The sequence below is a fragment of the Rugamonas sp. DEMB1 genome (assembly GCF_029834475.1).
GTDB lineage: Bacteria > Pseudomonadota > Gammaproteobacteria > Burkholderiales > Burkholderiaceae_D > Rugamonas > Rugamonas rubra.
The window spans coordinates 1,951,270-1,976,067 of sequence record NZ_CP122407.1 but is presented as its reverse complement, the minus strand read 5'-3'; the positions used below and the strand labels follow the sequence as shown (position 1 = coordinate 1,976,067).

General features: G+C 70.5%; 20 protein-coding genes, 1 tRNA gene and 1 pseudogene. 13 read left to right on the top strand and 9 right to left on the bottom strand.

From position 1 onward, the window contains the following. Positions 1-92: 92 nt before the first annotated feature. The 4 genes and pseudogenes from QC826_RS09090 to QC826_RS09075 all read right to left on the bottom strand — a co-directional run bounded on the left by QC826_RS09090 (position 93) and on the right by QC826_RS09075 (position 5,938). Positions 93-812: a hemerythrin domain-containing protein gene (locus tag QC826_RS09090; RefSeq protein ID WP_279765275.1), complete on the bottom strand. Its 720-nt coding sequence runs from the start codon at positions 810-812 to the stop codon at positions 93-95. Positions 813-940: 128 nt separating this feature from the next. Then, a pseudogene (locus tag QC826_RS09085) lies at positions 941-3,579 on the bottom strand (bifunctional acetate--CoA ligase family protein/GNAT family N-acetyltransferase). Between the two features lie 92 nt (positions 3,580-3,671). After that, positions 3,672-4,703, bottom strand: a complete 1,032-nt coding sequence (locus tag QC826_RS09080) for a DUF2804 domain-containing protein (protein WP_093387061.1) — start codon at positions 4,701-4,703, stop codon at positions 3,672-3,674. Then, entirely contained in the window at positions 4,700-5,938 is a 1,239-nt protein-coding gene (locus tag QC826_RS09075) for a winged helix-turn-helix domain-containing protein (protein ID WP_279765274.1), read from the bottom strand. The genes QC826_RS09080 and QC826_RS09075 overlap by 4 nt, the downstream gene beginning before the upstream one ends. A gap of 274 nt (positions 5,939-6,212) precedes the next feature. On the opposite strand from QC826_RS09075, the gene QC826_RS09070 reads away from it, so the two are divergent. The 10 genes from QC826_RS09070 to QC826_RS09030 all read left to right on the top strand — a co-directional run bounded on the left by QC826_RS09070 (position 6,213) and on the right by QC826_RS09030 (position 18,459). Further along, positions 6,213-8,855, top strand: a complete 2,643-nt coding sequence (locus QC826_RS09070) for a diguanylate cyclase domain-containing protein (protein WP_279765273.1) — start codon at positions 6,213-6,215, stop codon at positions 8,853-8,855. A gap of 173 nt (positions 8,856-9,028) precedes the next feature. Then, positions 9,029-10,369: an exonuclease SbcCD subunit D C-terminal domain-containing protein gene (locus QC826_RS09065; RefSeq protein ID WP_279765271.1), complete on the top strand. Its 1,341-nt coding sequence runs from the start codon at positions 9,029-9,031 to the stop codon at positions 10,367-10,369. A gap of 28 nt (positions 10,370-10,397) precedes the next feature. After that, positions 10,398-13,523 (top strand): AAA family ATPase, encoded by a 3,126-nt coding sequence (locus QC826_RS09060; RefSeq protein ID WP_313872849.1) that lies wholly within the window; start codon positions 10,398-10,400, stop codon positions 13,521-13,523. After that, a complete protein-coding gene (locus QC826_RS31220) occupies positions 13,430-14,167 on the top strand; it encodes an SbcC/MukB-like Walker B domain-containing protein (RefSeq protein ID WP_313872848.1) in 738 nt (245 codons plus the stop codon). The genes QC826_RS09060 and QC826_RS31220 overlap by 94 nt, the downstream gene beginning before the upstream one ends. A 92-nt stretch (positions 14,168-14,259) precedes the next feature. After that, positions 14,260-14,835, top strand: coding sequence for a putative metalloprotease CJM1_0395 family protein (locus tag QC826_RS09055; protein WP_279765270.1), 576 nt, complete (start codon positions 14,260-14,262; stop codon positions 14,833-14,835). A 94-nt stretch (positions 14,836-14,929) separates the two neighbouring features. Beyond that, positions 14,930-15,142, top strand: coding sequence for a hypothetical protein (locus QC826_RS09050; protein ID WP_093387293.1), 213 nt, complete (start codon positions 14,930-14,932; stop codon positions 15,140-15,142). Positions 15,143-15,344: 202 nt separating this feature from the next. Next, a complete protein-coding gene (locus QC826_RS09045; protein ID WP_279765269.1) occupies positions 15,345-16,301 on the top strand; it encodes a hypothetical protein in 957 nt (318 codons plus the stop codon). Positions 16,302-16,638: 337 nt separating this feature from the next. Beyond that, positions 16,639-17,808 (top strand): methyltransferase, encoded by a 1,170-nt coding sequence (locus tag QC826_RS09040; RefSeq protein ID WP_409567781.1) that lies wholly within the window; start codon positions 16,639-16,641, stop codon positions 17,806-17,808. Positions 17,809-17,890: 82 nt separating this feature from the next. Further along, a tRNA-Met gene (locus QC826_RS09035) sits at positions 17,891-17,967 on the top strand. 264 nt (positions 17,968-18,231) lie between these two features. After that, positions 18,232-18,459, top strand: coding sequence for a hypothetical protein (locus tag QC826_RS09030; protein ID WP_279765268.1), 228 nt, complete (start codon positions 18,232-18,234; stop codon positions 18,457-18,459). Positions 18,460-18,635: 176 nt separating this feature from the next. On the opposite strand, the gene QC826_RS09025 is transcribed toward QC826_RS09030, so the two are convergent. From QC826_RS09025 to QC826_RS09015, 3 genes are all read right to left on the bottom strand, one after another. Continuing rightward, entirely contained in the window at positions 18,636-19,259 is a 624-nt protein-coding gene (locus tag QC826_RS09025) for a glutathione S-transferase family protein (RefSeq protein ID WP_279765267.1), read from the bottom strand. A 184-nt stretch (positions 19,260-19,443) separates the two neighbouring features. Further along, positions 19,444-19,899 carry an acylphosphatase gene (locus QC826_RS31215; protein ID WP_313872847.1) on the bottom strand — a complete coding sequence of 152 codons (456 nt, stop codon included), beginning with the start codon at positions 19,897-19,899 and terminating at the stop codon, positions 19,444-19,446. Then, entirely contained in the window at positions 19,900-20,451 is a 552-nt protein-coding gene (locus QC826_RS09015) for a hypothetical protein (protein WP_279765266.1), read from the bottom strand. 40 nt (positions 20,452-20,491) lie between these two features. On the opposite strand from QC826_RS09015, the gene QC826_RS09010 reads away from it, so the two are divergent. Next, positions 20,492-20,896, top strand: a complete 405-nt coding sequence (locus tag QC826_RS09010; protein ID WP_279765265.1) for a hypothetical protein — start codon at positions 20,492-20,494, stop codon at positions 20,894-20,896. A 28-nt stretch (positions 20,897-20,924) separates the two neighbouring features. On the opposite strand, the gene QC826_RS09005 is transcribed toward QC826_RS09010, so the two are convergent. Beyond that, positions 20,925-22,046: a DegT/DnrJ/EryC1/StrS family aminotransferase gene (locus QC826_RS09005; protein WP_279765264.1), complete on the bottom strand. Its 1,122-nt coding sequence runs from the start codon at positions 22,044-22,046 to the stop codon at positions 20,925-20,927. A gap of 48 nt (positions 22,047-22,094) precedes the next feature. Beyond that, entirely contained in the window at positions 22,095-22,403 is a 309-nt protein-coding gene (locus QC826_RS09000) for a hypothetical protein (RefSeq protein WP_279765263.1), read from the bottom strand. Positions 22,404-22,604: 201 nt separating this feature from the next. On the opposite strand from QC826_RS09000, the gene QC826_RS08995 reads away from it, so the two are divergent. Beyond that, the gene (locus QC826_RS08995; protein WP_279765262.1) at positions 22,605-24,266 is read left to right on the top strand and encodes an acid phosphatase; all 1,662 of its coding nucleotides are present in this window, start codon (positions 22,605-22,607) and stop codon (positions 24,264-24,266) included. A gap of 270 nt (positions 24,267-24,536) precedes the next feature. Then, a complete protein-coding gene (locus QC826_RS08990; protein WP_099416440.1) occupies positions 24,537-24,761 on the top strand; it encodes a hypothetical protein in 225 nt (74 codons plus the stop codon). Positions 24,762-24,798 lie beyond the last annotated feature (37 nt).

Here is a 24,798-nt window from a genome sequence, read left to right as displayed (position 1 = left end):
GAGCTATGGGTGGGGGAAAACCACCATCATAGCAAAGCAGGGGAAGTTTGCCCGGCGATGCTGCTTTCGGGGCCGCCGCCGGCCCCGCCGGCCTAGCTGCGGCCGTGCTGGCGCGCCAGCGGATCGGCCAGCGCCAGGCCCAGCGGCGCCAGCGCCAGGGCGTCGGCGGCGCGCGGCGCGGCCGCCAGATCGGACGGTTCGGCCATGTCGAGCGGCGGCAGCGGCAGCAGCGCCAAGCGGGGCGACAACTGGCGCTCGGCGCCCGCCGCCGGCAGCGCGATCGGCGCCGCCGAACGGCTGCGGCGCGCCTCGACCACCTTGGCGTCGTGCAGCAGGAACTGGTTGGCGATGGCGAACCAGGCCTCGCCGCAGATCACGCTGCGGGCGATGGCGAACAGCTCCTTCTCCTCCTTCTCCAGGCGCTGCAACAGGGCGCTGCAAAAGGTTTCGATGCTGGCGCAGATCTGGCTGACCTGCTCCTCGGCGCCCTCGTGCAGGCCGCCGATGCGCTCCTGCATGGCGCGGATCACCGCCAGCGCCGCCTGGTTCAGCCGGCTCAGCTCGTCGAGCAGCTGGTCGGCCCGCTCGGTGGCCTGGCGGATCGCCGGGATCAAATACATCTCGATCTTGCGCCAGTGGCAGGCCTGGTACAGCCGGTTCAGGGTCTCGCAGGCGTACTCCAGCTGGCCCAGGGTGATGCTGTTTTGCTGCATCAGGTTGGCGCGCACATATTGTTGAAACGATTGCAGGCTGACGCGCACGCTGGCTTGCTCGACCGACAGAGCTACCAGGGTATAGGTGGCCGTTAACATTCTGACTCCCAGGAAACGTTGCGTCTGAGCGGGACGCCGACGATGGTGTGTCTGCCCGGCAAGTTTGTGACACTCGACGGACAGCGCGGAAGTAAAAGTGTAAATAAACCCGACAAGACCGTTTTGACCTAGCACAAGCGCGGCCGAGTTCCTTGCAATTCGAGACGCAATCCGACCGTTCCCGCCTCATCGCGCGGCAACACCTCGCCGCCGAAGCGCCGCACCAGGTGCTGCACGCCACCGTTTTCGGACAAGGCCTCGCCGCTCAGCTCGGCCGTGCCCCGACTCCGGAAGTAATCCACCAGTTTTTGGAACAGCACCAGGCCCAGGCCTTGCCCTTCAAGTCGGAGCGCACCACGATGGCGAACTCGGCGCTGAAATTGTCCGGGTCGGCCACCGCCCGCACCACGCCCAGCGTCTCGGGCTGGCCGTCGGCGCCGGCGCGGGTGGCGATGAAGGCCATGGCGCGGTCGTAGTCGATCTGCGTCAGCCGCGCCAGCTGGGCCGGCGGCAGCTCGCGCATCGCCGAGAAGAAGCGCAGGCGCACGTCGTCCGGGTCGAGCGCGTTGAAGAAGGCCAGGTGCTGCGGCGCGTCCTCCGGGCGGATCGGCCGCAGCAGCACGCTGCCGCCCTGCCAGGCCACCGTCTGCTCGAGCTCCTGCGGATACGGCCGGATCGCCATGGCGCAGGCGGGGCGCGGCGGCGCCAGGCGGATGTGGGCGTCGAGCGCCAGCACGCCGGCGGCGTCGGCCAGCAGCGGGTTGATGCTCAGCTCGGCCAGCTCGGCCAGGTCGGCCACCAGCTCGGCCACCTGCACCAGGGTGCGGCCGATGGCCTCCAGGTCGGCCGGCGCGCGCTGGCCGAAGCCGGCCAGCAGGCGCGCCACGCGGGTGCGCCCGACCATGTCGCGCGCCAGCACCATGTTCAAGGGCGGCAGGCCGACGGCGCGGTCGGCCGCCACCTCGGCGGCCAGGCCGCCCTGGCCGAACACGATCACCGGGCCGAACACGGCGTCGTTGTGGACGCCGATGGCCAGCTCCTGCGCCTCCGGCCGGCGGGCCATCTGCTGCACCACGAAGCCGGTGCCGGCCAGGTCCGGGCGCAGCCGCTTGAGGCGGTCGCGCATGGCGCCGGCGGCGGCGCGCAGCATGTCGGCGCACTCCAGGTCGAGCACCACGCCGCCGACGTCGGCGCGCCGGCCCAGCGCCGCCGCGCTGGCCTTCAGCGCCACCGGGTAGCCGATCGCGGCGGCCGCCGCCAGCGCGCCCTCGACGTCGGCCACCACCCGCGTCGCGGCCAGCGGAATGCCGTAGGCGGCCAGCACCGCCTGGCTGTCCATCTCGCTCAGCTCGCGCCGGCCGGCGGCCAGCGCGGCGGCCACCACGGCGCGCGCGGCGGCCCGCTCGGGCGCCGCCGGCAGCTGCGCCGGCACCTCCATCAGCAGGTCCTGGTTGCGCCGGTACTGGGCGATCTGCAGGAAGCCGTGCACCGCCTTCTCCGGCGTGTCGTAGGTCGGCAGGCCGGCCCCGGCGAACAGCTGGCGCGCCGCCGCCACCGCGCTGCCGCCCAGCCAGCACGACAGCACGTTCTTGCCGGCCGCCTGCAACAGCGGCGCCACCGCCTCGGCGATGCGCAGGCTCGGCACCATCGCCGTCGGCGCGTGCAGGAACAGCAGCGCGTCGGCCTGCGGCTCGCCCAGCAGCGCCGCGACGGCGCCGGCGTAGCGCTCGACCGGCGCGTCGGCCAGCAGGTCGAGCGGGTTGGCGGCCGGCGCGGCCATCTGCCTGAGCCGCTCGGCGGTGGCGGCCGACAGCGGCGCCAGCTGGGCGCCGCCGGCCAGCAGCGCGTCGGCGGCGATCAGGCCCAGGCCGCCGCCGTTGGTCATCACCGCCAACCGCTCGCCGCGCTGGCCGCGCGCCCGCGCCAGCGTCTCGACGGCGTCGAACAGGTCCTCGGTGGAGTGCACCCGCAGCATGCCGGCGCGGCGGATCGCCGCGTCGAACACGGCGTCGGCGTCGCCCTCGCGGTCGCGGCCGACCTTCAGCACGATCACCGGCTTGCCGCGCGCGGCCAGGCGGCCGGCCGACATGAACTTGCGCGCCCCGCTGACCTGCTCCAGGCAGAGCAGGATGGCGGAGGTGTCGTTGTCGGCCGCCAGGTAGTCGAGCAGGTCGCCGAAGTCGATGTCGGCGCCCTCGCCCATGGCGACGAACTTGGAGAAGCCGATGCCGCGCAGGCTGGCCCAGTCCAGCACCGCCGTGCCCAGCGCGCCGGACTGCGAGACGAAGGCCAGCTTGCCGGCGCCGGCGCCGATGTGGGCGAAGCTGGCGTTCAGGCCCAGCGCCGGCACCAGCAGGCCGACGCTGCCGGGGCCGAGGATGCGCAGCAGGTGCGGCTTGGCGGCGTCCAGCATGGCCTGGCGCAGGCTGCGCCCGCCGCCGCCCTTGAGCGCGCCCAGGCCGGCCGTCATGACGATGGCGGCGCGGCAGCCGCGCGCGCCCAGCTCGGCGATCAGGCCGGGGATGGTGGCCGGCGGCGTGCACAGGATGGCCAGGTCGGGCGCGCCGGGCAGCGCCGCCACCCTGGGGTAGCAGCGCAGGCCGTGCAGCATGTCGTACTTGGGGTTGAGCGGCCAGATGACGCCGTCGAAGCCGCCCTCGGCCAGGTTGGCCAGCACCCGCGTGCCGATGCGCTGCGCCTGCTCGGAGGCGCCGATCACGGCCACCGAGCGGGGTTTGAACAATCGGTCGAGATTTCTGATGCTCATGGTCCGGGCCCTTTGGCGTATGCCTGCATTATCGCTGCCGTGCGCCGCCGCGTGCCGCTTTCTGTCGTTGCGTCGTGCCGGGTGTTGTTTTTCTACCAGCGCGAGTGGTGGTCCTCGGTCACGCCGACCAGCTGGTGGACCATGCGCTTGGGCTGCTCCGGCCCGCTCCTGACCCAGCCGGTGAAGGTGCCGATCGGCTGCAGGTAGCGGCTGGCCGCCACCAGCAGGTTCTTGTCCTCGCGGCGCGCGCCGTCCGGCGTGAAGTGCAGCTCGAGCAGGTCGTCCTCGGTGAAGATGTGCCAGCGCGCCAGCGGGTCCGAGGCGTCGTACAAGAAATGCGCCGGGCCGAGCGGGTAGATGCGGCCGTCCAGCCACAGCGCGTTCTCGTTGGCGCCGAAGTAGCCCGCTTGCAGGTTGAAACCGAGCTCCAGGCTGTGCGCCGAGGCCCAGCGCCAGGCCGTCTCGCGCGCCAGCAGGCCGTTCGAGTAGTCGTAGCTGGCCACGCCGCCGGCCAGGTCGTAGTCGTCGCGCCAGGTGCGCACCTGGCCCGTCAGCGGCATGCCGGACGACTTCTGCGTGGCGTGCACCGCCCCCCCGGCGATCGGCCCGACGGCCAGCAGCAGCGGCGCCGCGCCGGGGCCGAACTCGGCGTCGATCTCGACGTGGTCGCAGCGCAGCTCGAGGCGGTGGCGGCCGGCGCCGTCGCTGTCGATCGCGATGTTGCTCTTGCGCGTGCGGAAGCGGCTGGCGCCGCCGGCGTGGCCGGCCAGGCTGGCCGAGATGCCCGGCAGGCCGTCCTGCGAGAAGTTGGCCATCATGTCGGCGTCGTCGCGGTCGAAGGCGTAGGCGAAGGCGGTGCTGGTCCAGCCGACGTCGACGATGGCGACGGCGCAGAAGACGTGCTCGGTGGCCAGCGCCACATAGTGCCAGCGCTTGTGGTGGAAGCGGCGCCACAGCGCGCCGCGCGCGTACGGCGCGGCCAGCGCGGCCCAGTCGAAGCCGTCCACCTGGCCGGCGTAGCGGCCGAAGCGCGGCAGGCCGTCGGCGCCGATCACGCCGGCCGGCGCGGCCGGCAGCGCGGCCGGCCCCTCGTCGTGCCGGCTGGCCGGCTGCTGGATGCTCATGCCGCCTCCCGCTGCGCGTCGGCGGCCAGCGCGGCCGCCAGCGGCGCGGCGAACTCCCGCGGCGCGCACTGCTCCAGCCGCACTTGCGCGCAGCCGTGCCAGGCGGCGCAGCGGTGCAGCGCGGCGGCGACGTCGTCGACCAGGCGCGCGCTCAGCCGCAGGCCCGGCTCCATGTGCAGCGCCTTCAGTTCGAACACGCCGTCGCGCCGGTGCGCCTTGGCGTCGACCCGGCCGACCAGCGCGCCACGGCGCAGGATCGGCAGGCAGAAGTAGCCGTGGCGGCGCTTGTCGGCCGGCGTGTAGCACTCCAGCCGGTAGTCGAAGTCGAACAGCTCGAGGGCGCGGCGGCGGTCCCACACCACCGGGTCGAACGGCGACAGGATGGTGGTCAGGCTGGCCGTCAGCGCGCCGGCGGCGGCGGCGGCCGCCAACTCGGCGTGCTCGGGGTGGATGTAGACCGGCTCGTCCCAGCCGGCGACGCGGGCGCGCAGCAGGGCGCCCTCGGCCACCAGCGCCGCCAGGTCGGGCCGCGCACCCTTGCTGCGGAAGTAGTCGGCGGTCCAGCCGGCCTTGGCCAGGCCGAGCGCCTTGACCGCCTTCAGCAGCAGCGCGCGGGCGCCCGCCTCGGCCGTCGGCAGGCGGCCGTCGTCCCAGTCCGGCAGCACGCGCTCGGCCAGGTCGTAGACGCGCTGGAAGTTGTGGCGCCGCGCGATCATCAGCGCGCCGGTGGTGAACAGCACCTCCAGCGAGCGCTTCTCCGGCTTCCAGCTCCACCAGCCGCCGGCCTTGCCGTCGCTGCGCTCGAAGTCGGACGAGCGGGTCGGCCCGTTGACGCGGATGTGCTCGAGCACCGCGTCGACCTCGGCGCGGCGCTCGCGCATCCAGGTGGCCGAGTACTTCCAGCCCATCGCCGCCGGGTCGAGCATGCGGTGGCGGTACAGGGCGTAGTCCTCGATCGGCACGAAGCAGGCCTCGTGGGCCCAGTATTCGAACAGCGCGCCGTCCTCCAGCAGCTGCTCCAGCCAGGCCTGCGGGTAGTCGCCCAGCCGGCTCCACAGCACCAGGTAGGGGCTGCGCGCGACGACGTGGATGGTGTCGATCTGCAGCACGCCCATCCGGCGGATGGCGGCCAGCAGGTCGTCCGCCCTGGCCTTGCGGCGGCGCGGCTGCAGCAGCCCCTGCGCGGCCAGGTGCAGCGCGCGGGCGGCGGCCAGGCTGAGTGTCAATTCGGTCAAATCCCGGGTCCTTTTGTCGTCTCTTTTGTCGTCTGCCAGCGTCGCCGCCGACGGCGGCCGGCGCGGCACGCCTATTCTAATGAGAAATCGGCAATTCCTGTATTTTTTGTGCCACCGCCGGGCCCGCCGCCGGGCGGCGTCGCCCGGGCCGGCCGAATATTTTCTCAGGGCAAGCCCCCAAGCGCGGCAAATCCGGGCAGAATGGGGAAAACATGAGACACCGGCCCGCGCCGGGGAAAGACCGCCGCCATGACTCTTGTCCGCCGACGCCCAATTGAGCACGCTTAACACGCCCCTGCGCCGCCTGTACCGGGCGCTGCTGCTGCCCGCCTTCGCCCTGGCGCTGCTGGCCTCGATGTGGGCGGCGGTGACCTACCAGATCGGCCAGGAGCGCGACAACGCCCACCTCGAGGCGGTGCTGCGCGCGCAGTCGCTGGCGCGCACGCTGGCCGAGCACTCCGACCACCTGCTGCGCCAGTGCGACCACGCCACCCAGCTGTTCAAACTGAAGTTCGAACAGAGCGGCGGCACCCTGCGCCTGGACGAGTTCAGCCGCCGCGACGGCCTGCTCGACTCGCTGCTGCCGTCCAAGCTCGACCCGCCGCTGGCCCTGCTCGGCGCCGACGGCCGCCTGCTCGACAGCCGCAACGGCAGCTTCGACCCGGCGCTGGGCCGGCAGCCCTTCTTCGCCAGCCACGCCGCCGAGCCGAACGACATCGTGCTGGTGTCGACCCCGCTGGTCGAGCCGCGCACCAAGCGCTGGCTGGTGCAGCTGTCGCGCCGCCTGAACCACGCCGACGGCAGCTTCGCCGGCGTGTTCGTCATCATGATCGACCCGACCAACTTCGTCGAGGACTACGACCGCATCAACGTCGACGAACAGGGCGCGGTGCTGCTGATCGGCCGCGACAGCGGCCTGAGCACCGGCCGCGTCGGCGGCCAGCTGGTGGTCAGCGACAGCATCGACTTCGCCGCCCCCGAGCCGGCCGTGCGGGCCGGCGACGAGCTGCTGCTCAAACACCCGTTCGACCGGATCGAGCGCATCTACAGCCACCGCGAGCTGCCGCGCTACGGCCTGATGGCGGTGGTCGGCATCGAGGCGGGCAACGCGCTGGCCCGCTTCGAGCAGCTGCGCCGCCGCTACCTGGGCGCCCTGCTGGTGGCCTCGGCGCTGGTGCTGCTGTTCGTCGGCCTGCTGATGCAGCAGGCGGCGCGCCTGCGCCGCACCACCCGGCGCGCCACCGAGGCCCAGCACATGCAGCGCGCGGCGGCCGACGCCAGCCTGGACGCGGTGTTCCTGCTCAAGGCCTGCCGCGAGCACGGCCGCCGCGGCGGGCGCATCGTCGACTTCACCTTCGCCGACCTCAACGAGCGCGGCGCCGCGCTGGTCGGCTTGCCGCGCGCCGAGCTGCTCGGCCGGCGCGTGTGCGAGGTGCTGCCGGCGCTGCGCAGCGAGGGCTACCTCGACAAATACCTGGCCGTGCTGCAAACCGGCCAGCCGCTCGAGGAGGAGTTCCAGCTCAGCTTCCTGCCCGGCGGGCCGCACTGGTTGCACCACCAGATCGTCGCCATCGACGACGGCGTCGCCGTCACCACGCGCGACATCGCCGCGCGCATGGAGGCCGAGCTGGCGATGCGCAAGAAGCAGGCCGAGCTGGCCGCCGTCAACGACGCCTCGCCGCTCGGCCTGATCCGCGCCGACGCGGCCGGCCACTGCACCTACGTCAACCGCACCTTCGAGGCGGTCACCGGCCTGACCCGCGCCCAGGCGCTGGGCGACGCCTGGCTGGCGGCGGTGCACCCGGACGACCGCGCCGCCCTGCAACAGGCGCTGCGCCGGCTCAGCCGGGACCACCAGCCGTTCCAGGACACGCTGCGGGTGGTGCACCCGGACGGCACGGTGGCCTGGGTCTCGTTCAAGATCGCCGTCATGCGCATCGACGACAAGGTCTACGGCTACGTCGGCACGGTCGACGACATCACCGTGGTGCGCGACTCGGTGATGGCGCTGCGCGAGAGCGAGGCGCGGCTGCGCACCATCGCCGACACGCTGCCGGCGATGATCGCCTACCTCGACGAGGACGAGATCTACCGCTTCCACAACCTGGCCTACGAGCGCGAGTTCTCGCGCAGCGGCCTGCACGTGCTGGGCAAGAGCGTGCTGCAGATGGTCGGCGCCACGCGCTACGCCTTCCTGGCGCCGTTCATCGCCAGCGCGCTGGCCGGCGAGACGCTGTCGTTCGAGGAGGACGACCACAGCCTGGGCTACGAGCGCTGCTTCGAGGTGGTCTACATCCCGCAGAGGGACGCCGAGGGCGGCCGCGTGGTCGGCTTCCACGTCATGCGCCAGGACATCACCGTGCAAAAGCGCGAGAAGCAGCGCCTGCTCAAGCTGTCGCAGATCGACGCCCTGACCGGCCTGACCAACCGCGCCGGCTTCCTGCAAAAGCTCAACGACAGCATGGCCCAGTGCCGCGACAACGCCGCCATGATGGCGGTGATGTACATGGACATCGACCACTTCAAGCCGGTCAACGACACCTTCGGCCACAGCGTCGGCGACGCCCTGCTGAAGTCCTTCTCGGCGCGCCTGACCCACACCATGCGCGCCAGCGACACCATCGCCCGCCTCGGCGGCGACGAGTTCACCATCATCATGGAGCGCATCAGCCGCGTCGAGGACGCCGCCGCGCTGGCCGGCAAGATCGTCGCGGCGATGCAGGCGCCGTTCGAGCTCAACGGCATCGTCGTGTCGATCTCGGCCAGCATCGGCCTGACCTTCTACAGCGACGACGACCTGTCGCCGGCCGAACTGCTCAACCGCGCCGACGTGCTGCTGTACGAGGCCAAACAGGCCGGCCGCAACACCTTCCGCGCCGGCCCGGCGCTGGCGCCGGACCGCTCGGACGCCGCCTGAACGCGGCCTGAGCGCGGCCTGAGCGCGGCCTAAACGGCGGCCCGGGCGCGCCGGCGCCGCCGCCGCGCGCCGCTTGCCGCGCCCCGCTTCGGCCTGCGTCAATGCCGGCTTGCTCTGGGCCGGCCCATATTGCGCTATATTGAGCGCTTCCTGGCCGTTTCCACACTCACTCCATGCGTCTGCTGCACACCTCCGACTGGCATCTGGGCCAGTCCCTCCACAATTTCGAGCGCGGCTACGAGCACCAGCGCTTCCTCGACTGGCTGCTCGACACGCTGGCCGCCGAACAGGCCGACGCGCTGCTGATCGCCGGCGACATCTTCGACAACGCCAACCCCTCGTCGGCCTCGCAGAAGCAGTTGTACCGCTTCCTGCGCCAGGCCGGCGAGCGCCTGCCGCGCCTGAACATCGTCGTCATCGGCGGCAACCACGACTCGCCCGGCCGGCTCGAGGCGCCCGGCCCGCTGCTCGAGGCGCACGGCACGCGGGTGGTCGGCGCCGTGCCGCGCGACACCGCCGGCGCCATCGACCTGGAACAGCTGGTGCTGCCGCTGACCGGCGCCGACGGCGCCGTGCAGGCCTGGTGCCTGGCCCTGCCCTTCCTGCGCCCCGGCGACGTGCCGCGCCCGGCGCCGGCCGCCGCCGACGCCGACGCCGCTGTCGACGCGGCCGACGGCGCCGATGCAGCCGATGCAGCCCCCGCCCCGCCCGGCGATCCCTACCTGGCCGGCATCGCCACGCTGTACCGCCAGGCGCTGGCGCTGGCCGAGGCCAAGCGCCAGCCCGGCCAGGCCATCGTCGCCATGGGCCACTGCCACATGGTCGACGGCCAGATGTCGCAGGACTCCGAACGGCGCATCGTCATCGGCGGCACCGAGATGCTGCCGGCCGGGATCTTCGGCCCGGCCATCGCCTACGCCGCGCTGGGCCACCTGCACCTGGCGCAGACGGTCGGCAAGCAGGGCCACATCCGCTACAGCGGCAGCCCGATCCCGCTGTCGTTCGCCGAGATCGGCTACCAGCACCAGGTGCTGCGGGTCGACCTGGACGGCGCCGCGCTGGCCGGCGTGAGCGCCATCCCGGTGCCGCGCGCGGTGCAGCTGCTGCGCGTGCCGGCGCGGCCGGCGCCGCTCGAGCAGGTGCTGGCCGAACTGGCCGCGCTGGAGTTCCGCACCCCGGCCACGGAGGCTGCCGACGCCGACACCCCGTCCCATGCGCCGCCCATCGAAACCCAGCCGCTGCTGGAGGTGCGCGTGCGCCTGGACGCCCCCGAACCCGGCCTGCGCGCCCGCATCGAGGCCGCGCTCGACGGCAAGCCGGTGCGCCTGGCCAAGATCGAGACCAGCAGCGGCCCGCGCGGCGCCGCGCCGGAGGACGCCACGCTGACGCTCGACCAGCTCGACCGCTTGAAACCGGACGACATCTTCCGCCAGCTATACCAGCAAAAATTCAACGCCGAGGCGCCGGCCGAACAGCTCAGCGCCTTCGCCGAGCTGATGCTGCCCGCCGCCTGAACACCCCAACCGTATTGAAGCAGACAGCATGAAGATTTTGAAAATTGGCGGCAAAAACCTGGCCTCGCTGGCCGGCGAGTTCCAGGTCGACTTCGAACAGGAGCCGCTCGCCTCGTCCGGCCTGTTCGCCATCAGCGGCCCCACCGGCGCCGGCAAGAGCACCCTGCTCGACGCCCTCTGCCTGGCGCTGTACGACGCCACGCCGCGCCTGCTCAAGGCGGTCGGCCGCAGCCTGCTGCCCGACGTCGGCAGCGACACCATCTCCTCGCAGGACACCCGCGCGCTGCTGCGCCGTGGCGCCGCCGAGGGCTACGCCGAGGTCGACTTCATCGGCAACGACGGCGCCGGCTACCGCGCGCGCTGGAGCGTGCGCCGCTCGCGCACCCGCGCCGAGGGCGCGCTGCAGCCGACCGCGATGAGCCTACACCAGCTGCCCGGCCTGCAACCGATCGGCGCCACCAAGACCGAGGTCAAGGCCGAGATCGAACGGCGCATCGGCCTGTCCTTCGAACAGTTCACCCGCGCCGTGCTGCTGGCGCAGAACGAGTTCTCCACCTTCCTCAAGGCCGAGGACAACGAGCGCGGCGAACTGCTCGAGACCCTGACCGGCAGCACCGTCTACAGCGAGATCTCGATGCGCGCCTTCGAGCGCGCCAAGCAGGAACAGGCCGACCTGCAAAGACTGCTGTCGCGCCTGGCCGACCAGCGCCCGCTGACGGCCGAGGCGCGCGCCGAACTGGAAGCCGACAGCGCCGCCGCCGACCACGCCGTGGCGCTGCTGGACCAAGCCAAGGCCGCGCTGGAACAAGACCTGCGCTGGCACCAGCAGGCCGCCCGCCTGCAACAAGGCGAGCAACAAGCGCTACTGGACTGGCAGGCGGCCGGCGAACAGTTGGAGGCCGCCGCGCCGCGCCGCCAGGCGCTGGAACGCATCGACGCCGTCCAAGCGGCGCGCCCGCTGGCCGCCGACATCGCCCGCGTCGACGCCGACCACCACGCCACCCGCGCCGCGCTGGCGGCCAACGCCGTCCAGCTTGAACAAGCGAGGCAGGCGCAACGCCAGGCCGGCGCCGCGCTGGAGCAGGCCGCCGCGCAGTTGCTGCAGGCCGAGCAGGCGCAGCGCGACGCCGCGCCGCTGCTGGACCAGGCCAAGGCGCTCGACGCCCGCATCGAGGCCATGCTGCCCGCCTACGGCGCGGCGGCCAAGGCCGGCGAACAGGCCGGCCAGGCCGACGCCCGCGCCAAGGCCGCGCTGCAGGAAAAGCAGGAGCAACACCGGCAGCTGCAAGCGTCGCAGCAGAACGGCGCCGACTGGCTGGCGCGCCACCAGCACTGGCAGGCGCTGGCGCAGTCCTGGCCGCGCTGGGACGTGCTGTTCGTCCAGGCCGGCCAAGCCGCCTCGCAGGCCGAAAAACTCGGCAAGGCGCTGGCCCGCGTGCAGCACAGCGCCAAGGGCCACCGCGACGACCAGGCCGGCGCCGCCGCCAAGCTGGCCGGCGCCCAGGAGCGCCTGCACGCGCTCGAGGCGCAGCGCCAGGAAACCTTGCGCGCGCTGGCCGCCTTCCCCGCCGAGCAGCTGCTGGGCCAGCGCCACTCGCTCGACCAGCGGCGCGAACTGCTGGCCGGCGCCGAGCGCATCTGGATCGAACTGGACGCCCGCCAACAACGCGGCCGGCAGATCGAAGCCCAGTCCGCGCAACTGCGCCACAACCGCGAACGGGCCGACGCCGCGCTGGCGCAGGCGCGCCAGGAGCACATCGGCATCATGGCCGCCTTCGGCCAGGCCGAGCGCTCGCTCAAACTGGCCGAGGCGGCCTGCGCCGAGAACGTCGAAACGCTGCGCGCCGCGCTCGAGGACGACAGCCCCTGCCCCGTCTGCGGCGCGCTCGAACACCCCTACCGCCACAACGACGGCGCCATGCAGGCCATGCTGGGCGGCTTCCAGGCCGAGGTGGCGCGCTGCCGCGAGCTAGCGCAAACCAATATGGATCAGCAGGCCGACCAGCGCGCCGGCGCCCAGGCCAGCATCGAACAACTGGGCGTGCTGACGGCCGAACTGCGCACGCTGCAGGAAGCCATCGAGCGCCTGAACCAGTCCTGGCATGGCCACCCGCTGCTGGCCGACGCCGCCACGGCGCTGCCCGCCGAAGCCGAACGCGCCGCCTGGTTCCACAGCGAGCTGGCCGCCGCCAGCGCCGGCCTGCAGCGGTTGGAGCAGCAGGAGCGCGCCATGCGCCAGGCCGCCGCGCAGCGCGACCAGACGCAGGCGGCCTGCGAACGGGCCGCCGCCGAACACGCCCAATTGCTCGAGGTGACGTCGCAGGCCCGCACCGCGCTGGCCCAGATCGACGCCGAGCACAAGGCGCTCGACGAGCAGCGCATCGAAGTGGCGCTGCAACTGGGCGCCCTGCTCGACGACCTCGACGCCGCCTTCAGCGGCAACGACCTGCCCAGCGAAGGCTGGAAGGACGACTGGAAGGCCGGCCCGGCGCGCTTCCACGAGGCGCGCCAGGCCGAGAGCCGGCAGTGGCTGGCCCAGCGCGGCGCCGCCGACGAACGCGCCGCCGCGCTGGCCACCATCGACGTGGAACTGAAGGCGCTGGCCGACGCGCTGGCCACCGCCGGCGCCGCCGCCAGCGTGGCCCGCGGCGCCTTCCAGGCGGCCGAGCGCGACATCAAGACGGCGCAGGACCAGCGCATGGCGCTGTGGGACGGCCGCGAGATCCGCGACATCGAGGCGGCGCTGCGCGGCGCCATCGACGCCGCCAAGGCGCGGCTGGAGGCCCAGCACGGCGCCAGCCAACAAGCCGCCCACGCCATCACCCGCCTCGACGAGGCCGGCGCGCAGGCCACCCAGCGCCTCGCCGCGCTGGCCAGGCAGGCCGGCCTGGCCGCCGCCCTGCTCGACGACTGGCTGGCCGCCTTCCAGCAGCGCCGGCAGGACGACACGCCACTCGACCTGGCCGGCCTGCACGCCCTGCTGGCCTGCCCCGAGGAGCCCTGGCCACCGAGCGCCAGGCGCTGCGCGCGCTCGACAGCGCGCTGGCCAACGCCGCCGCCGTGCTGCGCGAGCGGCAGGACCAGCGCGCACAGCACCAGCGCGGCGCGCCGGCCGACAGCACGCAATCGGCCGACACGCTGGCCGAGGCCATGACGGCGCTGGCCGCCGAGCGCAAGGAACGGCACGACGCCGCCACCGCGCTGCAACTGGGCCTGGCCCAGGACAACGCGCGGCGCCAGCAGGCGCAGGCGATGCTCGGCGCGATCGAACAGCAGGAGGCGGTCGAACGGCGCTGGGCCCGCATGAACGAGTTGATCGGTTCGGCCGACGGCAAAAAGTTCCGCAACTACGCCCAGCAGTTCACCCTCGACGTCCTGCTCGGCTACGCCAACGCCCACCTGCGCCAGCTGGCCCGGCGCTACCAGCTCGAACGCATCGCCAACCCGGCCAACCCCTCGCTCGGCCTGCTGGTGCGCGACCTCGACATGGGCGGCGAAATGCGCTCGGTGCACTCGCTGTCCGGCGGCGAATCGTTCCTGGTGTCGCTGGCGCTGGCGCTGGGCCTGGCCTCGCTGTCGTCGAACCGGGTGCGGGTCGAATCGCTGTTCATCGACGAGGGCTTCGGCAGCCTCGACGCCGAAACCCTGCGCGTCGCCATGGACGCCCTCGACGGCCTGCAATCGATGGGCCGCAAGGTCGGCGTGATCTCGCACGTGCAGGAAATGACCGAGCGGATCGCCACCAAGATCATGGTGCAGCCCTCGGCCGGCGGCAAGAGCGTGGTCACCGTGCAGTAGACGCGGCCGCCGCGCAGCCCGCGCCCGCCGCGAAATTGCAAGCAAATGCTACAAATTTGCTATCATCGGGGCAGAGCGAGGCCTAGCCAATCATGAGTATCACCGCCGTCACCGCCAACGCCGTTCCACCCGCCACAGCGCAGCGGGTCGCCCCAGCGCGCGCCGGCGCCGGCGCGCCCGCCGAACTGACGCCGCAGGCCCTGGTCCTGATCGACAAGCTCAAGGCGCGCGACGCCGAGGTGCGCCAGCACGAGCAGGCCCACCTGGCCGCCGCCGGCGGACTGGCCGTCTCCGGCGCCAGCTACACCTACCAGCGCGGCCCCAACGGCATCGACTACGCCGTCGGCGGCGAGGTCCACATCGACACCTCGCCCGGCCGCACGCCGCAGGAGACCATCAGCCGCGCCCACACCATCCAGGCCGCCGCGCTGGCGCCGGCCGAGCCGTCCGGCCCGGACCGCGCCGTCGCGGCCCAGGCCCAGCAGCTGGAACAGCAGGCCCGCGCCGAGCTGGCCGCCGCACAAACCCAGCAGGCGCCGGCGCCGGCCCAGCAGGCCGACGGCGCCACAAGCAATGCCAACGCGTCCGCCGAGCCGCGCCGCCAAGCGCTGCAGCGCGCCTACGACCTCGCGCCGCTGGCGGCGCCGACACTCAACGTCTTCGCCTGAGCCCGGCCTCACAGGCCGACCATGGCCATGGCCATCTCCTGCTCGCCGTAGCGCAGGTGATAAAATCGCCCCTTTGCCCGAAAACCCAAACACCATGTTAAAAGCACCACGCACGCTCACCTTCAAATGCGCCAAGTGCGCCAAATCCGTGCAGGTCTTCCTGCAAAAGGTGTCGGCCTGCTCGCACATCCAGCCCTACCAGGGCATCTGCAAGTGCGGCGAAGTCAAACGCCACGCCACCGGCCAGAAGGACGCCGTCCAGTCCTACCTCGAATCGGCCGACGGCAGCTGGTCGCACCACCACTAACAGCGGCCGCCGCGCAGCGCCACTTTTGTCCCCGCACCCCGATGCGCCCCGGGGTCTGACCCCGCACGGGGTCAGACCCCTTTGCCCGAGGGGTAAGGCCGGCCACCCGCCGAACCAAAGAAGAACCGCTTTTTTACGCCCACCCCTCAAGTAATCCCGCGCCCTGCCGTTGTATCCTCTACAACTCCTCCTGGAAGCCGCCATGTCTACCATTCCCGCCCTCGGCGCACAGCCCTACCGCTCCACCCTGCCCGCGCTGCTGCCGCAGGACGACGGCAAGAGCGGCGCCGCCAACGGCACCAAATCCACCAAGCTCGCCCCGCTCGGCAACGACGTCACGCTGTCGCGCAGCGGCATCGACCTGCAAAAGCGCGTCGACAGCGTCGGCAACGCCACCGTGGACCTGGCGCAGAACCTGCTCGGCAGCTTCGCCCAGTCGCTGTTCGGCGACGCCGCCAAGGGCGCGCAGATCTCCTTCGACTCCGTCAGCCTGGACACCTCGTCGAGCTACGGCGCGCTGGTGCAGCACAGCTCCGGGCCGAACGGCAGCAGCGACACGGCCGCCTTCCAGCTCACCGACAGCTCGCACTTCCTCGGCAGAGGCACCATCACCACCGCCGACGGCCGCAAGTTCGAGTTCGAGGTCGAGGTGCAGTACGAGGCCAGGATCGAAGGCGGCATCAGCCAGAGCACCGGCGCCGCCAACAACGGCCGGGCCAACAACCACGGCAAGGCCGGCGACAGCCACGGCAAGGCAAGCAATAGTGCCAACGACGCCAAGCCCGACACGCTGCCGACCGTGCAGCTGCCGAACATCGACTTCCCCGGCAGCCTGCTCGACCTGTTCAAACTGATCGGCCAGGGCCTGACCGCCAACCTGCTCGGCGGCGCCGCCGGCCTCGGCCAGTCCGGCGCTCAGGATGCCGGCGGCGATCAAAGCCAGGGCCAGGGCGGCAGCCTGACGCTGCGCCTGCTCAAGCTGATCGACAGCCCCACCCCGCTCGACCTGTACGCCCCGCCCAACACGGCCGAAAGCCGCGCCAAGGCGCTGGCCGATTCCTACGCCACCCAACCCGGTGCGCCTTCCGCCCCGCCGGCACTGAGCGCCTCCACGCCGGCCGCCACGACGGCAACGGCGCCGGCCAGCACCTCCGCCTGACCAAGCCCGCCGGCCTTGGCACTGGGCCAAGGCGCCGGCGACGCCGGCAAGACCCGGCGGCACAAAGCCAGGGTCGGACCCAGCGGGTCCGACCCTAGGTTCACGCCTTGGGGTTCCCAAGAACGAGCCGCGCCCGCACCGACCGCCAGCGCCACCGGCTCACAGCCCCGCCGCTCCCCCGTCCGCCCCACGTATAATAGCGACACCGTCCACGAAGCGCCGCGACCGTGCCCGGCACCGCCGGCGCCATCGCCGCAACCCTATTCCTTTCGATTGCCCCAAACATGCCCGTCCAAGACTTCGCCCATCGCCCCCTCCATGCCACGCAGGTGGCGCAATGATGGCCCCGCAAGGCGCGACGCCGCAAATCCACTGGACCGAAAACGGCGTTGAGCACAGCGCGCGCTGGCGCTCCGAAAGCGGCATGGCGCCGCCCAAGCGCGTCGTCATCGCCGACGACCGCACCACCGCCGACGTCGCCTACCGCCTGGCCTGCGAGGGCACCGCCCTGCTCTGGCGCGGCGACTTCCAGAACGCCCGCCAGCTGCTGCAGGCGCTGGCGCGCCGCGCCGACCACAAGCACAGCAAGCCGGGCAAGAAGGCCAAGCCGGCCAAGCCGCCCGCCAACCCGACCGAGGCCTTCCACCTGCACCGCCAGGCCCAGTCGCAGCGCGCCCGCACCCTGGCCATGCTGCTGATCCCCTTCGAGGCCGACTACACCATCCCGCTGCGCCGCGCGCCCGAGGTGCAACTGGCCTGCAACGAGGCCTACGGCCGTGGCGAGGAACCCTTCATCGCCTCGCTGCGCGAGCTGCTCGGCCTGATCGGCGCCCACGAATGGCGCCGCACCGGCGTCGAAATCCCGGCGCTGGAAGGCCGCATCCACCCGCACTACGGCGTGTTCTCGCCGGTGCGCGGCGAATACGTCGAGCTGGTCGCCACCACCCCGCTGCCCAAGGGCGCCACGCTCGGCTTCGACATCGGCACCGGCACCGGCGTGCTGTCGGCCGTGCTGGCCAAGCGCGGCCTGGCCCGCGTCATCGCCACCGACCAGGACCCGCGCGCGCTGCGCTGCGCCCGCGAGAACCTGGCCCGCCTCGACCTCGACGGCACCGTCGAGCTGCTCGAGGCCGACCTGTTCCCGCAGGGCCGCGCCCTGCTGGTGGTGTGCAACCCGCCGTGGCTGCCGGCCCGCCCCAGCTCGCCGATCGAATACGCCATCTACGACCCGGACAGCCGCATGCTGCGCGGCTTCCTCAACGGCCTGGCCGAGCACCTGGCGCCCGGCGGCGAGGGCTGGCTGATCCTGTCCGACCTGGCCGAGCACCTCGGCCTGCGCACCCGCGACGAGCTGCTCGGCTGGATCGCCGCCGCCGGCCTGACCGTGCTGGGCCGCAACGACATCAAGCCGGTCCACCCGCGCGCCGCCGACGCCAGCGACCCGCTGCACGCCGCCCGCGCCGCCGAGCTGACCTCGCTGTGGCGTCTGGGCGCCGCCACGGCATAAGCTGCGCTTAATGAAAAGGGCGAAGTATAAGCATTTCTTATTTCTCCCTTGCACATCCGCCCCGCCCTGTATATAATTCGTCTGCGGGGTGGAGCAGTCTGGCAGCTCGTCGGGCTCATAACCCGAAGGTCACAGGTTCAAATCCTGTCCCCGCAACCAGATTCAAAAAAGCCGTTGATTCCGCAAGGATTCAACGGCTTTTTCACGTTCTGGACTGCGTGATTCGAGCCGGCTTTGGATTTGCGGCGCAGCTGAGCTGGACTTCCGCTTATGCCCCCGAAGCCGACGTTGTGCTGCACGGCTATAATGCAAGATTGAATTGGCTTCGCTGGTTTGAACAAAAACTGAAGCTGCTAAGGCAGCGTTTTGAGGAAATGCTCCTCACAATAGATAGTGTCAAGTAATAGCCTGGAAATACTCAAAATGATGGATTGGATCCCTATAGTCTTCGCTTCGTTCAAGGCCCTCGTGCTCGGCACGGGCATGTTCTTCGCCATCAAGTGGCATTTCGATCAAGACAAGAAGGAGAGGCGCGCGGTGCTACGCGCGAGCGGCAAGGTGGCCGCAATCTTCACGCTATCGCTCCTGGGACTGGTGCTCGCCACCTTCGTCCTTGGCAGGAGTATCGGTTTGGACTTGACCTTCCCGTGATGGCAAAGAACAGTCGGCCGATAGCTGGCATTGGATTTACGATGTCGAAACCATGGATTTCGAACAGCAACCTTGACGTGGGGTAGATGTCCGCATTCGGCCGAAGACGAACAACACGGCGCAAGAAGCCCACGTTCACCGCCATCGAGAAGCCGCAACAATGGCCAGCACTGCCGCTATACCTCGCCATTGCAACAATGCAATCGGCACCCGTCACGTTGGCCGAGCCGCTCCAAATACGCCGAGATTGCTGGAAAGTCTGGTCGTTGCATTGGCGCCATGGCCCATCGGTTGACGGACAGGCCAAGAACAATATCGGCCAGCGTAAAAGCCGGCCCGGTAACGTACCGGCCTGTTTTGCACAGCTGATTCTCAAGAATACCCATGTGGCGGTTCCAAGCAACAATGCTGCTGGCGACTGCCGCAGGTCCCTTGTGCGAGTTACTTTTTCGAACCAACGCCATGAACGCATAACGCCAGGAGTTGTTGAGCTCCCCCGCCTGCCAATCCATCCACTGCTCTACCATGGCACGCTCAATTGGATTGGCAGGCAGCAGGTCGGCGCGGCCGTGTTTGGCTGCCAGATACCGGCAAATCGTGTTGGACTCCCATAGCGTGACGGGCCCATCGGTGATGACGGGCACCATTCCGTTTGGGTTGAGCGCGAGGAACTCGGGAACATCGGTGGCCTTGAAGCCAGAGCCCCAAAGCTCCTGCTCGAAAGGTAGCCCGATTTCCACGCAGGTCCACAGAACCTTACGAACATTAATCGATGACGACTTACCTAGAATCTTCAGCATGGGCGACGAATTCAGAAAGAAAATGTCGCCCCCGGGCTATCAAAGGCAACGGCGTGGATTGAAAAATATAATCAGAAGGATAACATATTCCTACTGTACAAGAATGGCCTCATAAGACCGCCGCCAGCTATCCCGTCAATAGCTACTTGCATGCAGTGGCTTCGGCCGACCATTCCCCGTCCCGTTACAAGGTCGGCAAAATCCTGAACCCCCTATCCGACGGCAACGGCGTCGCAACATCCTCAATACAGACATCGGCTACCCGGGCGGCCGGCGGCCCACGTCTTGCCCAGCGAACGAGCGCATCGATTGCCGCCTCGTCGCCATCAAAACAAGCCTCCACCGAGCCATCGCGCCGGTTGCGCACCCAGCCGCAGAGGCCCAGGGATACGGCCTCCTCGGCCAGGGAGGCGCGATAGCCAACCCCCTGCACCCGCCCACTTATCGTCAATCGCATCGCCATCGCCAATCCCATATTTGTCGCAAGCCAGAGTTTCACCGCTGCATACGCGGCGGCCGGCCACCGCCCGCCGCGAGGCCTTTGCAAACATGATAACAACATTCGGCAGCACACCGGCAGCACGGCACCGAACATTTCCAGTGCCCCGCCGAGCGCCGCCGCCCGTGACAATCCGCGCATCTATCCGCGCGCCGACGCTGTATATTCTGCCATGTCAATATTGACAACGCCCGCCCGCACAACCGCGGCGCCCGTCGCCGGCGCCACCACCGGAGCTTCGCCATGGCCACCACCGCAGCCGCCGCACCCAACGCCTACACGCAACAGAAGGAAGCCATCCAGCTGGAGCTGGACCGCCGCGTCGCCGCCCACCGCGCCCGCTTCGAGCGCAGCGCGATGATGCAGAGCGCCACCCACCAGCTCGGCACCGCGCCGCTCAACCTGATCGCCCAGGGCGACAGCTGGTTCGACTATCCGCTGCCCGTCTTCGCGCCGAGCGACGTGATCGCCAACCTCAAGGCGATGCCGCTGTCGCCCATCATCCTGTCGCTGGCCCACTACGGCGAGGCCGCCGAGGACATGCTCGGCGTGACCAAGCTGCACCGCCTGCTGGCCCAGCTCAACGCCGGCGACGACGGCAGCCAGTACGACGCCATCCTGTTCTCCGGCGGCGGCAACGACCTGGCCGGCGACCAGTTCCGCCTCTGGCTGGCCGACGCCGCCGTGGTCCACAAGACCCCGCCCGGGCCTGCAGAGCGAGCGCGTCGACGCCGTGCTCGGCATCGTCAAGGCCGCCTACCAGGACCTGATCCTGGCGCGCGACAAAGTCGCCCAGGCGCAGCACCGCAGCATCCCCATCTTCGTCCACAGCTACGACCACGCCATCCCCAGCGGCGTCGGCGTGTGCACCGTCGGCCCCTGGCTCAAGCCCGGCCTGGACGACCGCGGCTGGGACAAGGAGACCGGCCGTGGCATCGTCAAGCAGCTGCTGAGCCGCTTCGCCGACCTGCTCACCGAGCTGCAGGGCCAGCACGCCGACTTCATCCACGTGCCCACCCAGGGCACGCTGACGGCCGGCCAGTGGGCCAACGAGCTGCACCCAACGCCGGACGGCTTCGCCGCCATCTCGGCCAAGTTCGTCGCCGCGCTGCGCGCCCGCTTCCCGCACCGCATCTGAGCCCTCCCGGCGGGGTGGCGCGCCGCAGCTAGCCGGCGACGATCTGCGCCACGGCGGCGCAGACCCGGTCGACGTCGGCCGCCGTCATCGCCGCGTGCAGCGGCAGCGTCACCGTCTGCCGGCCGACCCGCTCGGCGTTGGGGAAGTCGCCCTCGGCGTAGCCCAGGCCCCGGCCCAGCGTGGTGGTGTGCAGCGCCTCGTAGGAGATGCCGGTGGCGATACCGCGCTGTTGCAGCGCGTCGCGGAACTGCTTGCGGTCCAGCGCCATGGTCTCGAACGGCAGCATCACGCAAAACATGTTCCAGCTCTGCTGCGCCATGCCCCGCGGCGGCAGCATGGCGCCGGCGATGGCCGGGAAGCGTTCGAAGTAGCGCGCCACCAGCGCCGCGCGGGTCGCCAAAAAGCCGTCCAGCTGCGCCAACTGGCGCAGGCCGATCGCCGCCGACACGTCCGACATATTGAACTTGCCGCAGGCCGCCACCACGTCGCGCGTGCCGTCGGGCAGGCGGGCGATGCCGTGGAAGCGCTCGATGTCGACCCGCTTCGCCTCGTCCTCCGAGGCCAGCACGATGGCGCCGCCCTCGATGGTGGTCATGTTCTTGTTCGGGTGGAAGCTGAAGGTGGCGATGTCGCCGAAGCCCCCAACCGCCTGCCCGTTCCAGTAGGAGCCCTGCACCAGCGCGGCGTCCTCGATCACCCGCAGGCCGTGCCGCCGGGCCAGCGCGTACAGCGCGTCCATGTCCACCAGGCTGCCCGGGAAGTGGGTCGGCATGATGGCCTTGCTGCGCGGCGTGATGGCCGCCTCCACCTGCGCCAGGTCGATCGCCCGCGACGGCAGCACGCAGTCGACGAACACCGGCCGCGCGCCGACCTTGACGATCATGTTCATGGTCGAAAAGAAGCTCTGCGCGCTGGTGATCACCTCGTCGCCCGGGCCGATGCCGCAGACCCGCAGCGCCACCTCCATCGCGCCGGTGGCCGAGGTCAGCAGCCGCGTCGGCCGGCCGCCGAAGCGCGCCGACAAGGCCGCCTCCAGCGCCGCCACCTTGGGGCCGGTGGCGATCCAGTTCGACTGCAGCACCGCCGAAACGTCCTGGATGGTCTGCGCGTCCAGCACGGGCTGGGCGAAATTGAGCGGCGAAGCTTGCATGGGGTGGCCTTCTGCGACGATGCGCGAACTGTAGGGCCGCAAATTCTATCACCGGCCGCCGCCGCGTTTCTTATGCGCCCGGATAATCCGCAGCGCAGCCTCGCGCCGCTGTCGCGTTTGAGCCTCCATTTCGTCCATAAAATCAAAGAACGCTTTGGAAAACACGGGCTTGAAGGTGGCCTGCCCTGCGGAGCCCGCTTGCCAGGACGGCGCCGACTCCGCATCCCGCCGCTTGCCGTTCACTTTGCGCAATGCAGCCGCATTTTTCCTTGCGCGAGCTTCGGCCTTAGTCGCCATTACATTCGCCTCGATGGCAATGGGGTCTTCAACACTACCCCGAATTTCTGTGCTTTTCAAGCGCCAGCGCCGTACGGGTTTGCCATGGCAGGCAAGCTAGGCTGTCCAGTTCACCAAAGTCCGCCGACGCTCTCAACTCAACAACATGGGGAATCAGCAGCATTTCACTTTCCTCATTTATGACAAACTGTCACAATCCTGCTTTGCCCGGCGCGGCCGCCAACCCGCCCGCCGCCAGCCCAACCACCCGAGGAGAAGTGCGTGAAGGACCAAGACCGCGACCAGCAGAACCCGACTGCCGACCAACCCAGCAATCCCTCGCGCCGGCGCATCTTCCAGGCCGCCAGCGCCGCCGGCCTGGTCGGCGCCCTGCCCTCGATGGCCGACGCCGCCCCGGCCCGCAAGCTGGCCAAGGGCTCGCTCGACGCCAAGCTCAAGGCCCACGTCAAGAACGTCGTCGTGATCTACCTGGAGAACCGCAGCTTCAACAACCTGTTCGCCAACTTCCCCGGCACCGCCGCGCCGCTGTCGGCCGTGCCGGCCGCCGCCAGCGCGCAAAAGGACCGCGACGGCAGCGTGCTGCCCACCCTGCCCAAGGTCTGGGGCGGCATCGTGCCGACGCCGCAGGACATCGGCGGCAAGAAGTACGTGCTCAACGAGGACCAGGTGCAGGGCCTGCCCAACGCCCCCTTCAAGCTGGTCGACGCCGAGGGCAAGCCGCTGCCGGAGGCGGTCATCACGCGCGATCTGTGGCACCTGTTCTACCACAACCAGATGCAGATCAACGGCGGCAAGAACGACGGCTTCGCCGCCTGGGGCAACACCGGCGGCATGGTCATGGGCTACTACGGCGAGACCAGCAAAAACCTCGGCCTGTGGAAGATCGCCGAGCAGTTCACCCTGTGCGACAACTTCTTCATGGCGGCCTTCGGCGGCTCCTACCTAAACCACCAGTTCCTCGTCAGCGGCCGCACGCCGGAATACTTCAACGCCGCGCAAACGCCGGCCAAGAAAAAAATCGCCGTGCTCGCCGACGGCCCCACCGGCACCCGCCTGGCGCTGGCGCCGGACTGCCCGCCGTCCGCGCTGGACGGCAAGCCGAGTTTCGTCAACGACGGCGCCATCACGCCCGACGGCTACGCCGTCAACACCATGGCGCCACCCTACCAGCCCAGCTACGTGCGCCCGGCGGCCGGCGGCGACGCCAACCTGGCCGACCCGCTCGACCCGAGCACACTGCCGCCGCAAAGCTACGACACCATCGGCGACCTGCTGTCGGCCAAAAAGGTCAGCTGGGCCTGGTACGGCGGCGCCTGGCAGGCGGCGCTGGACGCGCGCGGCGGCGGCGCCAAGCCGAACTTCCAGTTCCACCACCAGCCACTCAACTACTTCAAGCAGTTCGCCCCCGGCACCGCCGCGCGCGCCGAGCACCTGCGCGACGGCGGCCTGGGCGACAGCCCGATCTCCAACAAGTTCCTCGCCGACGCGGTGGCCGGCAAGCTGCCGGCGGTCAGCTTCTACAAGCCGCAGGGCAACCTGAACCTGCACGCCGGCTATTCGGACATCGAGTCCGGCGACCAGCACATCGCCAACGTCATCGAGCATTTGAAGAAGTCGCCGCAATGGCGGGACATGGTCGTCGTCATCACCTTCGACGAAAACGGCGGCTGGTGGGACCACGTCGCGCCGCCCAAGGGCGACCGCTGGGGCCCGGGTTCGCGCATCCCGGCCATCGTCGTCTCGCCGTTCGCCAAGAAGGGCCAGGTCGACCACAGCTTCTACGACACCACCTCGATCCTGCGCCTGATCACCCGCCTGCACGACCTGCCGCTGCTGCAGGGCCTGGCCGTGCGCAACGCCGCCTTCGCCGAACGCGGCGCGCTGCCGCCGGGCGACCTGACCGCCGCGCTGAGCTTCCGCTAGGCGCCGCAGGGGCCGTCGGCGCGCCGGCAGGCGGCGCCGGCGCGGCCGCTGCCGTCGGCCGGCGCCGGCCCGCCCCCTCCCACGGCCAAAACGGTTTGTGATACACTGCGTCCACTAAAAATTTACTGAGCCCGACTGCTGCAGCCGGGCTTTTGTTTTGTGCGGCGCATTTTGCGCGCCGCCTTGTTCAAGCGTCCCCCGGCGTCGCCACGCCGGCCGGGGACGCTCCATTGCGCCAGCCGCCGCGGGCAATGGGTATGAGGTTCAGAAATGAGAGATAAAAAAGACAACGCGACGTTCGACCTGCCCGGCTTTAGCCCGGCGGCGCCGCTCGAGCCGGAGCCCAAGCGCGGCACCGGCCCGCGCGGCAAACGCGCCAACATGAAACAGGTCCAGCTCGAACTGCTCGAGGCGACCGACAACTCCGGCCTGCCGGTCTGGACCCGCGACGACGCGCTGGACCTGACCGGGCTGCCGGTCTGGGCGCCCAACTAGCGTCCGGCGCAGCCGCCGCGCGCGGCTGCCCACCCAT